Below are 14,812 nucleotides of genomic sequence, written 5' to 3' on the forward strand. Positions count from 1 at the left end.
CGCTATCTGAGGTCCTTATTTCTGCACCACGATATTTTCTTGTGAAGGATCAACGTGCTGCAGTTGCAGCTTCTCGGTGGCGATGCGTTCAACACGGCTGTGATCGCCCAGTGCATTCTCTTCCAGGATCAGGTTGCGCCACTCGATATCGAGTGCGTCACGCTCCAGCACCAGCTGTTCGCGCTGCGCGGTTAACAGTCGTGTTTTATGGGTGGTAGTCACCACCAGCACGGCAGAAACCACCACAGCGATCAGCAACAGCACCGGAATCTTGCCTTTTCGCAGCAGATCCCCGCCGATAACGGCAGGCAGACTGTGACGCTCATTACCGATCATGCGTCGGTTTTCTCCGCGATACGTAATACCGAGCTGCGCGCACGTGGGTTCTCAGAGACTTCAGCATCACCCGGCGACATTTTGCCGAGCAACTTCAGTTCACGCCCACCCAGGGCACGCAGCTGATGTTCAGTCATGGGAATCCCAGGCGGCACCTGCGGCCCGCGACTCTGATCGCGCATAAAGCGCTTCACCAGCCGATCTTCCAGTGAATGGAAGCTGATAACAGAGAGGCGGCCCTGCGGGGCCAGCACTTCAACAGCGCCTTTCAGGGCAATATCGATCTCTTCCAGTTCGCTATTAATCCAGATACGAATCGCCTGGAAGCTGCGCGTAGCCGGATGCTTAAACTTATCTTTTACCGGCATGGCGATTGAGATCACCTCAGCCAGTTCCCGGGTCCGGGTCATCGGCTGTTCACGATTACGCTCGACAATGGCCCGGGCGATGCGTTTGGCGAATCGCTCTTCACCGTAGGTCTTCAGGACAAACGCGATATCCGCCTCTTCTGCGTGCAGCAACCATTCTGCGGCGGAGTGCCCGCGCGAAGGGTCCATTCGCATATCCAGCGGTCCGTCACGCATAAAGGAGAAGCCACGTTCGGCGTCATCCAGCTGCGGTGATGAAACCCCCAGGTCCAGCAAAATGCCGTCAATCTTTCCGACCAGATCCCGTTCAGAGACATACTCTGCCAGCGCAGAAAAAGGGCCATGAATAATTGAAAAACGCGGGTCGGTGATCTCTGCGGCAGCGGCGATAGCTTGCGGATCACGATCGATGGCGATCAGCTTTCCCTTCTCTCCCAGCTGCGAAAGAATCAGGCGTGAATGGCCACCACGACCAAAAGTGCCGTCGATGTAAATACCGTCTTCCCTGATATTGAGGCCGTTAACCGCCTCATCCAACAGCACGGTGGTATGTTTGAAATTTTCCTGCATAGCTATAGCGACAAGTCCTGCAACCGCTCAGATAAAGGCTCCTGAGCCGACTGTTCTGCGTCAATATCGTCCCTGACTTGTTGATACCAGGTCTGTTCATCCCACAGCTCAAACTTATTGAACTGTCCAACCAGCATCACTTCTTTGGTTAATTTTGCGTGCTGCCGAAGCGTATTCGCCAGCAGCAGGCGGCCTGCATTATCCATCTGACATTCACTGGCATGCCCCAGCAGCAAACGCTGCACGCGGCGCTCAAGTGGATTCATACTGGAAAGGCGTGCCAGCTTTTTTTCAATGATTTCCCATTCGGGCAGGGTATAAAGCAACAGGCATGGCTGGTGGAGGTCGATGGTACAGACCATCTGCCCCTGAGACTCCCCAATCAGCAAATCGCGATATCGCGTAGGTACGGCGAGCCGCCCTTTGCTGTCGAGATTGACTAACGTTGCTCCGCGGAACATGCCAGTCTCTTCTCCTCATCACCCGTTTACGCCACTTTATCCCACTTTTTACCACGAAACGAGTTTAAGGATCCCATGAAATCCTTGTCAAGCCGGAGCGGCAGGTGAATATCACTCTTTACAGAGTGAAGAATTAATCTCTGGCGACGATATAAACGAATAAAAGGGGAAAGTAAAAATTAAGCCGATGAATACCTGAATAAAAAAAACGACCCGGGAAAAAACGACTAAAAATGAAACAATGTAAAGGGCTAAATATTAATCGTGGTTTCTGAGACAGCGGCGGCATTTTAGGGGATTTCCGAAAGGAAGCCCAGCGGCTTCAGGCCAGACGGGAAAGTAAGTTTGTTGAAGTTGTAAGCAGATAATAAAAATAACCCTTTCTGCTTTGTTAGATTTGATGAGCAGAATTTACGCTTTTTTACGTCGACCTGTTTATTTAATCAGTTAAATCGTTAAATAAAATGGGCGGGCAGCGTAATACTGCCCGTGACTCATTTAACTTTTCGGCTTAATTGTCCGCGACGGTATAAATTACGGCGAATGCGGGTTAACCCGGGTTTTGGTTTTCTGGGTTCATCCAGCGAGGCTAAAACTAATTCCAGCACGCGCTCTGCCACGTCACGATGACGCTGACCTACCGCCAGCACCGGACACTCAAGAAAGTCCAGTAATTCGTGGTCGCCAAAGGTGGCGATGGCCAGCTCGGTCGGAAGCCGTCCGTCTCGTTTCAGCGTCACATCCATCACACCCTGCAGCAAGCCAAATGAGGTGGTAAAAAGCGCCTCCGGCATCGGGTGATCTTCAAGGTATTGTTCAAACAGTGCCGCGGCGGCTGTGCGTTCGAAGCTATTGCAGTAGATATAGTCAATCGGCCGGGGATCGTCTTTCCATGCATCGCGGAAACCCAGCTCGCGCAGGAAACTTACCGACAGCTCGGGTAACGCACCGAGGAACAGCACATTTTTGACCTCAAGCTGACGCAGTTCAGCCGCCAGCATATGGGCATCGTCCTGATCGGCACCCACTACGCTGGTGAAATGTTCACGATCCAGCGCGCGATCTAACGCAATAATCGGCAGGGGATCGTTGATCCAGCGCTGATAAAAGGGATGCTCTGGCGGTAACGAGGTAGAGACGATGATCGCATCGACCTGCCGCTGTAACAGATGCTCAATGCAGCGCATCTCGTTATCGGGCTGATCTTCAGAACAGGCGATCAGCAGCTGATAGCCGCGCTGACGGGCCTGCCGCTCAAGATAGTTCGCAATACGGGTATAACTGGTATTTTCCAGATCGGGGATCACTAACCCAATTGAGCGCGTACGCCCGGCGCGCAGCCCGGCAGCCACCGCATTGGGGTGATAATTATGCTCACGTACCACCGCCATGACTTTCTCAACGGTTTTGTCGCTGACACGATACTGCCGCGCTTTGCCATTGATCACATAACTGGCCGTGGTGCGCGACACGCCTGCCAAACGCGCAATTTCATCCAGTTTCACGATAACCCCACCATCAAATCCGCTTTTACGGCAGAAATAGCCGCAGTTAAGCTATGGATAACTCATGGCTATCATCTAACAGCAGAAAAGTGCGCGGAGCAACCGCTTTTCTGAATGTAACTCGCCTGGCGCATAAAAAATAAAAAAACCCGGCATTTCGCCGGGTTAGGTGAGGATTGATGATGACGCTGCGTGATTAACGCATGATACGATCGCCGCGTGAAACGCCGACGATACCGGAGCGTGCCACTTCAACAATTTCGGCAACATCGCGGACGGTACTCAGGAAGGCGTCCAGTTTGTCACTGGTGCCTGCCAGCTGAACCGTGTACAGCGTCGGCGTCACGTCGATGATCTGACCGCGGAAGATCTCGGCGTTACGCTTCACCTCTTCACGTCCGTAGCCGCTCGCCTGAATCTTCACCAGCATGATTTCGCGCTCAACATAGGCGCCCTGCCCCAGCTCGGTAACGCGCAGCACATCTACCAGCTTGTGCAGCTGCTTTTCAATCTGCTCCAGCACCTTCTGATCGCCCACCGTCTGAATGGTCATCCGCGACAGCGTAGGATCATCCGTTGGCGCCACGGTCAGGCTCTCAATGTTATAGCCGCGCTGCGAGAACAGGCCGACGACACGGGATAATGCGCCGGATTCGTTCTCCAGCAGAACTGATAAAATACGACGCATAATTATGTCCTCTCCGTTTTGCTCAACCACATCTCATCCATGCTGCCACCGCGAATCTGCATCGGGTAAACATGCTCGCTACCGTCAACGGTGACATCCACAAATACCAGACGTCCCTTCGCCAGGGTTTCCAGCGCCAGCGCCAGCTTCTCTTCCAGCTCAGCCGGGTGCTCAATCGCGATCCCGACGTGGCCGTAGGCTTCCGCCAGACGCACGAAGTCAGGCAGTGACTCCATATAAGACTGGGAGTGACGACCGGAGTAGATCATATCCTGCCACTGCTTCACCATGCCCAGCACCCGGTTATTCAGGTTCAGCACCAGCACCGGCAGATCGTACTGCAGCGCGGTGGAAAGCTCCTGAATGTTCATCTGGATACTGCCATCGCCCGTTACGCAGATGACTGTTTCATCCGGCAGCGCCATCTTCACACCCAGCGCAGCGGGCAGGCCAAAGCCCATGGTGCCCAGACCGCCGGAGTTGATCCAGCGGCGCGGTTTATCGAAAGGATAATAGAGCGCAGCAAACATCTGGTGCTGGCCCACATCCGATGTCACATACGCATCGCCTTTGGTCAGACGGCTGATGGTTTCAATCACCGCCTGCGGCTTGATTTTGTCGCTGGTGCGATCAAATTCCAGGCAGTGACGACTGCGCCAGCCCTCAATCTCCTGCCACCAGTCGTGCAGGCTCTCAGCGCGCTGGCTTTCGCTTTGCGCCAGTAACTCCAGCATCTGCTGCAGTACCTGCTTCGCATCACCGACAATCGGGATATCCGCCGCCACCGTCTTAGAGATAGAGGTCGGGTCGATATCGATATGCATCACCGTGGCGTTGGGACAATACTTCGCCAGGTTGTTGGTGGTGCGGTCATCAAAGCGCACACCGATACCAAAAATCAGGTCGGTGTTGTGCATGGTCATGTTGGCTTCGTACGTGCCGTGCATACCGAGCATGCCAACGCACTGACGATGAGTGCCAGGGAACGCGCCCAGGCCCATCAGCGAGGTCGTCACCGGAATGTTCAGGCTTTCGGCCAGCTTTAACAGTTCCGCTTCGCAGCCTGCGGTAATGGCACCACCACCGGCGTAGATCACCGGCTTCTTCGCGGCCAGCAACGTGGTCAGCGCACGCTTAATCTGACCTTTATGGCCCTGAATAGTCGGATTGTAGGAGCGCATGCTCACCGTATCCGGCCAGTGATAAGGTAACTTGTTGGCCGGATTCAGAATATCTTTCGGCAGATCGATCACCACCGGCCCCGGACGTCCGGTGGAAGCCAGCCAGAACGCCTTTTTCAACACGGTTGGGATCTCTTCGGTACTTTTCACCAGGAAGCTGTGCTTCACTACCGGACGAGAGATGCCGACCATGTCGCACTCCTGAAAGGCGTCATAGCCAATCAGCGACGAGGGAACCTGACCCGAGAGGATCACCAGCGGAATCGAGTCCATATAGGCGGTGGCGATACCGGTAATCGCATTAGTTGCGCCGGGTCCGGAGGTGACGAGCACCACGCCGACTTCACCGGTGGCGCGCGCCAGGCCGTCAGCCATGTGCACCGCACCCTGCTCATGACGCACCAGAATGTGATCGATACCCCCGACGGTTTGCAGCGCATCATAGATATCCAACACTGCGCCACCCGGATAACCGAATACCTGCTTAACGCCCTGATCGATTAACGAACGGACGACCATTTCGGCTCCTGACAACATCTCCATCTTCTGCCTCCAGGCTTGCGGACCCGGCTCTGTTAATACGCCCGTTAACGCGTACCACAAAGCCCCGGTGCCTGCTTTGCCAATCAAAATCTTATGTTTATGCATGACAGCGGAAACAACTGCCGCTGTCCGGTTACAGAGAAATCTGTTGAGTTTATTTTTCTGAGAGTAGGTCGATTACCATAACCGCAGTTAACCGGGCAGGCAAACCGCAAACCCACGTAAATTAAAAGGCAGGGGCGTAAAGGCTCTGCCCGATAAGAATTGGCTGCGCGGATTAAACTAATTACGCGGCAGAACCGCAGAGGAAAATGCTGATTAAGAAATTATTTTCAGCGTGATCTAAGAAATAACGAAAACTTATTACCCGACTGCCCTGGCCCACAATCGCCTGACACTTTTCTTTTCTGGCGTAATTAACCAGTAAATCGTTGAAGCGCATTCGATTATGCTAAAGAGCAGGTGATATATCCTGTATCCTCGTGAGGCACCCTTCCGATAAAGCCTTTGATTTTCAACACAATAAAATCAAACACCCGCAGAATCAGTGCTCATTCCCGGGTCGATTGCCTCCGCAGCCACTACGGCGCTGTTCATTACGCTGCCTGACCGTTAAATAACAGAATATCTTCCTCTGGCACCACTAAGAATACCCCTGCATTGAAGGTTGACATCCCTGAGTGATTCCAGTACCAATATGTACAGCACAACATTTTATAAGGTTTGAATCCATGTTTCGTTCTGTTCGCCTTCTCGGTCTACTACTAAACGCACTCAGCTTGCGCGGTAGACTTGTGGGCGGAATCAAACACTGATTCAAACCTGCTGAAAGTTAAAAACCCGCGCCTGTCGCGGGTTTTTTTATGCTCGTTGCCAGGCCAGAAAAAGCATAAGGATGATTACGATGAGCCAGCAAGTCATTATTTTCGATACCACTCTGCGCGACGGTGAGCAGGCATTACAGGCCAGCCTGAGTGTGAAAGAAAAATTGCAGATTGCTTTAGCGCTGGAGCGCATGGGCGTGGATGTGATGGAAGTCGGTTTCCCGGTCTCCTCACCGGGCGACTTTGAGTCTGTGCAGACCATTGCGCGCACCATTAAAAACAGTCGGGTTTGCGGTCTGGCACGCTGTGTGGAAAAAGATATTGATGCGGCGTACGAATCACTGCGCGTTGCCGAAGCCTTCCGTATTCATACCTTTATCGCTACCTCACCGATGCACATCGCCACCAAACTGCGCAGCACGCTGCCGGAAGTGATTGAGCGTGCGGTGCATATGGTGAAACGTGCGCGTAATTATACCAGCGACGTTGAGTTCTCCTGCGAAGATGGCGGCCGTACCCCGATTGATGACCTGTGCCGGATGGTAGAAGCCACGATTAACGCCGGTGCCACCACCATCAACATCCCGGATACCGTTGGCTACACCCTGCCAGGCGAGTATGCCCACATCATCGGCGAGCTGATGAATCGTGTTCCTAACATCGATAAAGCGATTATCTCTGTTCACACCCACGATGACCTGGGTATGGCAACCGGCAACGCCCTGGCTGCCGTACAGGCGGGCGCGCGTCAGGTTGAAGGAACGATGAATGGCCTGGGTGAACGTGCCGGTAACTGTGCGCTGGAAGAGGTGATCATGGCGATTAAAACCCGCCAGCAGATCATGAACGTGCATACCAATATCAATCATCAGGAAATCTACCGTACCAGCCAGATGGTCAGCCAGATCTGCAACATGCCGATCCCGGCGAACAAGGCAGTGGTCGGCTCTAACGCCTTCGCTCACTCCTCGGGTATTCATCAGGATGGCGTGCTGAAGAACCGCGAGAACTATGAAATCCTGACGCCGGAATCGATCGGCTTACACAAAATCCAGCTGAACCTGACCTCACGTTCTGGCCGCGCGGCGGTAAAACATCGTATGGAAGAGATGGGCTATGCCGAGCAGGATTACAATCTGGATACGCTGTATGACGCCTTCCTGAAACTGGCCGATAAAAAAGGTCAGGTTTTCGATTACGACCTGGAAGCGCTGGCCTTCATCAACAAGCAGAATGAAGAGCCGGAACATTTCCAGCTGCACGAATTTAACGTCCAGACCGGTTCCAGCATCACCGCCACCGCCTCTGTCAATCTGGGCTGCGGCGATGTCGCTAAATCGGATGCAGCCACCGGTAATGGCCCGGTTGACGCGGTCTACCAGGCGATTAACCGTATCACCCAGTTCGACGCTGAGCTGGTTAACTACAAGCTGACCGCGAAAGGCCACGGCGAGAATGCGCTGGGTCAGGTCGATATCGTCGTGAGCTACAACGGCCGCAAGTTCCACGGCATTGGTCTGGCGACCGATATTGTGGAGTCCTCCGCCAAAGCGATGGTCAACGCTCTGAACAATATCTGGCGTGCCCGTCAGGTTGAACAAGAATTGCAGCGCAAATTTAAAGATCAGAAGGAAACCGTATAACCATGTCCAGCTCATCTCATATCGCAGTTTTACCCGGTGATGGTATCGGCCCGGAAGTGATGGCGCAGGCTATGAAAGTGCTGGATGCCATTCGTCAGCGCTTTGATATCCAGATCACCACCCAGGAGTATGCGGTCGGCGGCATTGCTATCGATCAGCATGGTGAACCCCTGCCACCCGCAACGGTTGCAGGCTGCGAGCAGGCCGACGCGATTCTGTTTGGTTCCGTTGGCGGCCCGAAGTGGGAGCACTTACCGCCGGCATCACAGCCGGAGCGCGGTGCGCTGCTGCCGCTGCGCAAACATTTTAAGCTGTTCAGTAACCTGCGTCCGGCTGCACTCTACAGCGGACTGGAGGCGTTTTGCCCGCTGCGCGCCGACATTGCTGCCAAAGGCTTCGACATTCTGTGCGTGCGTGAACTGACCGGCGGCATCTACTTTGGTCAGCCGAAAGGACGTGAAGGCAGCGGCCCGGAAGAGCGTGCATTTGATACCGAGGTTTATCACCGTTTCGAAATTGAGCGCATCGCCCGCATCGCGTTTGAATCGGCGCGCAAACGCCGTAACAAAGTCACCTCGGTTGATAAAGCCAACGTGCTGCAGACCTCCGTGATGTGGCGTGAAATCGTCAACGAAGTGGCCAAAGAGTACCCGGACGTGCAGCTGAGCCACATCTATATCGACAACGCCACTATGCAGTTGATCAAAGACCCGTCGCAGTTTGACGTGCTGCTCTGCTCCAACCTGTTCGGTGACATTCTCTCTGATGAGTGCGCCATGATCACCGGCTCAATGGGGATGCTGCCTTCCGCCAGCCTGAATGAAGCGGGCTTTGGCCTGTTCGAACCCGCGGGTGGCTCGGCGCCGGATATCGCCGGTCAGAATATTGCCAACCCGGTCGCCCAGATCCTGTCGCTGTCGCTGCTGCTGCGTTACAGCCTGAATGCCGATGAGGCTGCCGACAGTATCGAACGCGCCATCAGCCGTGCGCTGGAACAGGGCTATCGCACCAAAGATTTAGCCGGTGATGGCCCAGCGGTCAGCACAGATGAGATGGGCGGCATCATTGCCCGCTTTATCGCCGAGGAAAAATAAAAAAATGAAAACCTTATACCAGAAGTTATTTGATGCACATGTCGTCCACGAAACGCCAGAAGAAACGCCGTTACTCTACATTGATCGCCATCTGATCCATGAGGTGACCTCGCCCCAGGCCTTTGATGGTCTGCGCGCGCACGGACGTAAAGTTCGTCAGCCGGGCAAAACCTTTGCCACCATGGATCACAACGTTTCTACGCAGACCAAAGATATCAATGCGTCGGGAGAGATGGCGCGTATTCAGATGCAGGAGCTTATGAAGAACTGCGCTGAGTTTGGCGTACAGCTGTATGACCTGAATCATCCGTTCCAGGGCATCGTCCACGTTATCGGTCCTGAGCAGGGCATGACGCTGCCGGGCATGACGATTGTGTGCGGCGACTCGCACACCGCCACGCACGGTGCGTTTGGCTCGCTGGCCTTTGGTATCGGCACCTCTGAAGTTGAACATGTGTTTGCTACCCAGACCCTGAAACAGGGTCGGGCAAAAACCATGAAGATTGAAGTACTGGGCCAGGCGTCAACCGGCATTACGGCTAAAGATATCGTGCTGGCGATCATCGGCAAAACCGGCAGCGCAGGCGGAACCGGCTATGTGGTCGAATTCTGCGGTCCGGCGATTCAGGCGCTGAGCATGGAAGGTCGTATGACCCTGTGCAACATGGCGATTGAGATGGGTGCGAAAGCGGGCCTGGTGGCACCGGATGAGACCACCTTCAACTATCTGAAAGGTCGTCAGTTCTCGCCGCAGGGTGAGAAATGGGAGCAGGCCGTTGATTACTGGCGCACTCTGAAGTCTGACGAAGGCGCGAAATATGATGCGGTGGTAACGCTGCATGCTGAAGAGATTGCACCGCAGGTCACCTGGGGCACCAATCCGGGTCAGGTCATTGCCGTTGATCAGGTGATCCCGAATCCGGCCTCGTTCGCCGATCCGGTTGAGCGCGCCTCAGCCGAAAAAGCCCTGGCCTACATGAACCTGCAGCCAGGCATCAAACTGACCGATGTGGCGATTGATAAAGTGTTTATCGGCTCCTGCACCAACTCACGCATCGAAGATCTGCGTGCCGCCGCCGCCATCGCCAAAGGCCGTAAAGTGGCGCCTGGCGTGGTCGCCATGGTGGTGCCGGGTTCAGGCCCGGTGAAAGCGCAGGCCGAAGCGGAAGGTCTGGACAAAATCTTCCTGGAAGCGGGCTTTGAATGGCGTCTGCCAGGCTGCTCTATGTGTCTGGCGATGAACAATGACCGCCTGAATCCGGGCGAGCGTTGCGCGTCAACCAGCAACCGTAATTTTGAAGGCCGTCAGGGCCGTGGTGGACGTACTCATCTGGTCAGCCCGGCGATGGCCGCGGCGGCTGCCGTAACCGGCCACTTTGCCGACATCCGTGAACTGACGACAGGAGCTTAAGTCATGGCGAATAAATTTACTCAGCACACCGGCATTGTTGCGCCGCTGGATGCCGCGAACGTCGATACGGACGCAATCATTCCCAAGCAGTTTTTGCAGAAGGTCACCCGCACCGGTTTTGGACAGCATCTGTTCCACGACTGGCGCTTTGAAGATGACGCGGGCACCGTGCCAACGCCCGGCTTTGTGCTGAACAAGCCTGAGTTCAAAGGCACCAGCATCCTGCTGGCGCGTGAAAACTTTGGCTGCGGCTCTTCACGTGAGCATGCGCCCTGGGCGCTGACCGATTTTGGTTTTCACGTGGTGATTGCGCCGAGCTTCGCGGATATCTTTTATGGCAACAGCTTCAACAACCAGCTGCTGCCGGTGAAGTTAAGCGAAGAGGAAGTGGATGAGCTGTTCAGACTGGTTGCGGACCAGCCCGGCATCAGCTTTACGGTAGACCTGGAAGCGCAGACGGTCACCGCTGGCGATAAAGTCTATTCGTTCGAGCTCGACAGCTTCCGCCGCCACTGCATGATTAACGGCCTGGACAGCATCGGTCTGACGCTGCAGCACGAAGCCTCCATTTCGCAGTATGAGCAGAATCAGCCCGCCTTCCTGCGCTAATTGAGTAAAATCAGGGCGACATCGGGTCGTAATGCTGATCAGTTAAGATTACATTTGTAAAGGCTGTCACGGTCAAACGTGGCAGCTTTTTTTCCGGGCGAGCGAGCCGCAGTGCGGGCCAGCGCACCTCTTGCTGCTGCCGGGCCGTCCTCGCGCCGCTCACGCGGTACCTTCGGCTTTGAGCCTCCACTCTCGTGCCCTTCTTAACAATACACACTGAAGTTTCAGAGCAGGCCGGGGCCGGGCAGGGGCAGGCAATCCGCAGCGCTGAACAGAATGAGTCTGCCAGGAGAGCCCGCAGGACGCGGGCGAAAGGCGGGGCGGCACAGGATGTGCCATCCCCGGCGGTCCGTCAGGCAGAAGAATGAAGTGAAGGAACCGCGCAGCGGCGCGAGGACCGCCAGCCCCTGAGCGGCACCAGACTGCGTTATCACCTGTCGCTTAACTGACTGGCATTACGACATCGGGTCGCCCTTCTTCTTTATACGTCGCGCACCCGTGCCGACATCACCAGCGCCACAATAGCCAGCCCGAATGCCAGCCAGTAAACTGCCTCATGTCCCAGTCGCTCACTGAGCGTGCCCTGAATAACGCCAGCCAGAATCATGCCGGTCGAGATCGAGTTGGTGAACATGGTGGTCGCCGCACCAGGCCGTCCTGGCATCAGATCCTGAAACCACAGCATCCCTATGCCAGCAATAATCCCGACAAACACCGCGTTAAACAGCTGCAACACCATCAGCGACGTGCGGGAATTGAATAGCACCAGCCCCAGATAAAACAGTACGCCAGCCGCCACCGCGATCAGCATTAACCGGCGCTTGCCGATACGCCGCGCGTAATGTCCGGCCAGCAGCATCACCGGGATCTCCAGCCCCGCAGCCGTCCCCATTAACAGACCGGCCAGCTTCTCGGGCAGGCCCAGCGTGGTGCTGATATAGAGCGGCATATCGATGATATACATAGTGTTGCAGGTCCACATCGCGACTGAGGCCAGGAACAGTAAACGCACATCCCGATCGCGCCAGCCACTTAGCGGCAGCCCGCCGCTTTGCATAAGGGGCTGCGAACGTGGCACCGACGGCACGGTGAACCAGACCAGCAGGATACAGATCAGAAACAGCGCGGCGGCCACCATAAATAGCGTCACAAAGCCGTAATTCAGTGCCAGCGCGAAGGAGAGCGGCGGCCCAATCACCCACGCCAGCGACAGCTGTGCACGCATCACCGAACTGAACATCACCGCTTCACGCGCCGACTGATCGGCATATTCCCGCGCCAGCGCAAACAGCTGAGGCATTGAGACGCTGGCCAGCGCCGACAGCAGCACGCCCAGCGTCAGCAAGGTCAGATAGTGGCGGGTAAAAGCAAACAGCAGCGCATTGACCAGCGCCATCAGGCAGCAGAAGAGAATGATATGACGACGATCGCCGACGCTGTCAGAGCGCTTTGCCACCAGCATGCTCACCACGATACCGGCCACCGCATTGATGGTGAAAAACAGTCCGACCCAGAAGGGCCGCGCCTGCACCTCGCGCGTCAGAAACAGGCTGAGCGTCGGCGCCTGCAGTGCGCCCGCGATGCCCAGCATGAACGAGGCGACCATAAAAGCGAGGTAAACCGGATTGATGCGGCGCTGCCGCGTTAACAGCGATTTCATACCGAAATCCCTTACAGAACAAACAGAGGGGAGAAAAGAAGGGTAGACGATACCGCGCAACATGAAAAAAGCCAGCAGAGATCATCTGCTGGCGGTGTAAATGCACCCTACTCAGAAAAGCACTCCGCTGAACAGCGAAGTCAGGGTCGAACGCCATTCAGAACTGAATGCCTCCCGCTCTTCCCATAACGTAAAGTTTGCTCTTAAAATAGGGCAAGAAAAACAGAGCGCTTTTCATCGGGAGTTCCTCTTTTATGTCCTCATCACGTCTGAAGCAGCAGTTCATTCGCCTGTGGCAGAGCTGTCAGGGGCAAACGCAGGAGATTACCCTTAGCGAACTGGCTGACCTGCTACACTGCTCGCGCCGCCATATGCGCAATCTGCTCAACCGGATGCAGGCCGCGGGCTGGCTGATCTGGCAGGCGGAAGCCGGGCGCGGCAAGCGTTCACAGCTTACCTTCTGCTATACCGGACTGGCCCTGCAGCAGCAACGTGCCGAGGATTTGCTGGAGCAGGATCGCATCGATCAGCTGGTCCAGCTGGTGGGCGATAAAAATCAGGTACGGCAGATGATCGCCGCGCATCTGGGCCGCAGTTTCCGTCAGGGCAAGCATATCCTGCGGGTGCTCTACTATCGTCCGCTGCTCAATCTGCTGCCCGGTTCGCCGCTGCGGCGCTCCGAAACCCACATTGCGCGACAGATTTTCAACGGCCTGACGCGGATAAATGAGGAAAACGGGGAAATAGAGCCCGATATTGCGCACCACTGGCAGCAGACTTCCCCGCTTCACTGGCGCTTCTTTCTGCGTCCGGCGATTCGCTTTCATCACGGCAGAGAACTGGAGATGGAGGATGTGCTGGCCACGCTTGAGCGTCAGCGCCCTCATCCGCTCTTTTCCCATATCGAGCAGATCGACTCGCCCGCGCCCTGGACGCTGGATATCCGCTTAAGCCAGCCCGACGAGGGATTACCCTGGCTGCTGGGCAGCGTCAGTGCGATGATCCTGCCGCGCGAATGGCCGACGCTGCACGATTTTGCCCGCCAGCCGGTTGGCACCGGTCCTTACCGGGTGATCCGCAATCAGGAGAGTCAGCTGAAGATCGAAGCGTTTGATGACTATTTTGGTTTTCGCGCCCTGATTGATGATGTCTCTATCTGGGTACTGCCCGACATCAGCGATGAGCTGGTCTATGCCGGTGTCCGCCTGCAGGGCGACGGAGCCGATGAGATTCAGGAGGAGAGCCGTCTTGAAGAGGGCTGCTACTATCTGCTGTTCGACCAGCGTTCAGAGCAGGGACGCAACGAGGTGGTCCGGCGATGGGTCAGCTACCTGTTTAATCCTATCGCCCTGCTCAATCACGCCGGTGTCGGCTACCAGCGCTACTGGTTTCCGGCGTATGGCCTGCTGCCGCGCTGGCATCACCGGCGCGACCTGACGCCAGTGGAAAAACCGCCCGGCTTAACGCACCTGACGCTGACCTGGTACAGCCAGCACGTGGAGCATGAAGGCATCGCTAACGCGCTGCGTCCGCTGCTGGCAGAGCATGGCGTCACGCTGGAGACCCGCGAGATCAGCTACGAAAGCTGGTATCAGGGCGAAGCGGAAAGTGATATCTGGCTTGGCAGCGTGAACTTTACCCTGCCGCTGAATTATTCTCTGTTTGCGCAGCTTTATGAGATCCCGTTGCTGCATCACTGTCTGCCGATCGACTGGCACAGCGATGCGGCCCGCTGGCGCGAGAAAACGCTGCCGCTGGCCGAATGGAGTAAACAGTTAGTCGAAGAAGCGGGTCTTCATCCGCTGTTTCACCACTGGCTGCTGCTTGAAGGTCAGCGCAGCATGCGCGGCGTTCGGATGAATACGCTGGGCTGGTTTGATTTTAAATCCGCCTGGTTCGCGCCACCCGCGCTGTGAGGC

At 55.7% G+C, this 14,812-nt stretch carries 13 protein-coding genes; 6 read left to right on the plus strand and 7 right to left on the minus strand.

Translation table 11 applies throughout. From position 1 onward, the window contains the following. Nucleotides 1-15: 15 nt before the first annotated feature. The 6 genes from ftsL to ilvI form a co-directional block, all read right to left on the minus strand. Entirely contained in the window at nt 16-336 is a 321-nt protein-coding gene (ftsL, locus tag NR195_RS16680; RefSeq protein WP_003854764.1) for a cell division protein FtsL, read from the minus strand. Continuing rightward, nucleotides 333-1,274, minus strand: a complete 942-nt coding sequence (gene rsmH, locus NR195_RS16685; protein WP_010253859.1) for a 16S rRNA (cytosine(1402)-N(4))-methyltransferase RsmH — start codon at nt 1,272-1,274, stop codon at nt 333-335. The genes ftsL and rsmH overlap by 4 nt, the downstream gene beginning before the upstream one ends. Before the next feature lie 2 nt (nt 1,275-1,276). Next, complete coding sequence (mraZ, locus tag NR195_RS16690; protein ID WP_009092149.1) at nt 1,277-1,735, minus strand: division/cell wall cluster transcriptional repressor MraZ; 459 nt, start codon at nt 1,733-1,735, stop codon at nt 1,277-1,279. A gap of 494 nt (nt 1,736-2,229) precedes the next feature. Then, the gene (cra, locus tag NR195_RS16695; RefSeq protein ID WP_010253851.1) at nt 2,230-3,240 is read right to left on the minus strand and encodes a catabolite repressor/activator; all 1,011 of its coding nucleotides are present in this window, start codon (nt 3,238-3,240) and stop codon (nt 2,230-2,232) included. A gap of 196 nt (nt 3,241-3,436) precedes the next feature. Beyond that, nucleotides 3,437-3,928, minus strand: coding sequence for an acetolactate synthase small subunit (gene ilvN, locus NR195_RS16700; RefSeq protein ID WP_003854770.1), 492 nt, complete (start codon nt 3,926-3,928; stop codon nt 3,437-3,439). A 2-nt stretch (nt 3,929-3,930) separates the two neighbouring features. Next, a complete protein-coding gene (gene ilvI / locus NR195_RS16705) occupies nt 3,931-5,652 on the minus strand; it encodes an acetolactate synthase 3 large subunit (protein WP_010671820.1) in 1,722 nt (573 codons plus the stop codon). A 731-nt stretch (nt 5,653-6,383) separates the two neighbouring features. Between ilvI and leuL the strand changes: the two genes are divergently transcribed. The 5 genes from leuL to leuD all read left to right on the plus strand — a co-directional run bounded on the left by leuL (nt 6,384) and on the right by leuD (nt 11,233). After that, nucleotides 6,384-6,467 carry a leu operon leader peptide gene (gene leuL, locus NR195_RS22985; RefSeq protein ID WP_099257765.1) on the plus strand — a complete coding sequence of 28 codons (84 nt, stop codon included), beginning with the start codon at nt 6,384-6,386 and terminating at the stop codon, nt 6,465-6,467. Nucleotides 6,468-6,556: 89 nt separating this feature from the next. Beyond that, on the plus strand, nt 6,557-8,119 hold the full coding sequence (gene leuA / locus NR195_RS16710) for a 2-isopropylmalate synthase (RefSeq protein WP_010253843.1): 1,563 nt from the start codon (nt 6,557-6,559) through the stop codon (nt 8,117-8,119). Nucleotides 8,120-8,121: 2 nt separating this feature from the next. Then, nucleotides 8,122-9,213, plus strand: coding sequence for a 3-isopropylmalate dehydrogenase (leuB, locus tag NR195_RS16715; protein ID WP_187496052.1), 1,092 nt, complete (start codon nt 8,122-8,124; stop codon nt 9,211-9,213). A 4-nt stretch (nt 9,214-9,217) separates the two neighbouring features. Further along, nucleotides 9,218-10,624 carry a 3-isopropylmalate dehydratase large subunit gene (leuC, locus tag NR195_RS16720; RefSeq protein WP_010671818.1) on the plus strand — a complete coding sequence of 469 codons (1,407 nt, stop codon included), beginning with the start codon at nt 9,218-9,220 and terminating at the stop codon, nt 10,622-10,624. A 3-nt stretch (nt 10,625-10,627) separates the two neighbouring features. Further along, entirely contained in the window at nt 10,628-11,233 is a 606-nt protein-coding gene (leuD, locus tag NR195_RS16725) for a 3-isopropylmalate dehydratase small subunit (RefSeq protein ID WP_010253835.1), read from the plus strand. A gap of 481 nt (nt 11,234-11,714) precedes the next feature. On the opposite strand, the gene NR195_RS16730 is transcribed toward leuD, so the two are convergent. After that, nucleotides 11,715-12,893 carry an MFS transporter gene (locus NR195_RS16730; protein WP_010253833.1) on the minus strand — a complete coding sequence of 393 codons (1,179 nt, stop codon included), beginning with the start codon at nt 12,891-12,893 and terminating at the stop codon, nt 11,715-11,717. 254 nt (nt 12,894-13,147) lie between these two features. On the opposite strand from NR195_RS16730, the gene sgrR reads away from it, so the two are divergent. Next, nucleotides 13,148-14,809 carry an HTH-type transcriptional regulator SgrR gene (gene sgrR, locus NR195_RS16735; protein WP_111534790.1) on the plus strand — a complete coding sequence of 554 codons (1,662 nt, stop codon included), beginning with the start codon at nt 13,148-13,150 and terminating at the stop codon, nt 14,807-14,809. The last annotated feature ends 3 nt before the right edge of the window (nt 14,810-14,812 follow it).

The organism is Pantoea sp. Ft-CA_14, assembly GCF_024520875.1.
Lineage (GTDB): Bacteria > Pseudomonadota > Gammaproteobacteria > Enterobacterales > Enterobacteriaceae > Pantoea > Pantoea agglomerans.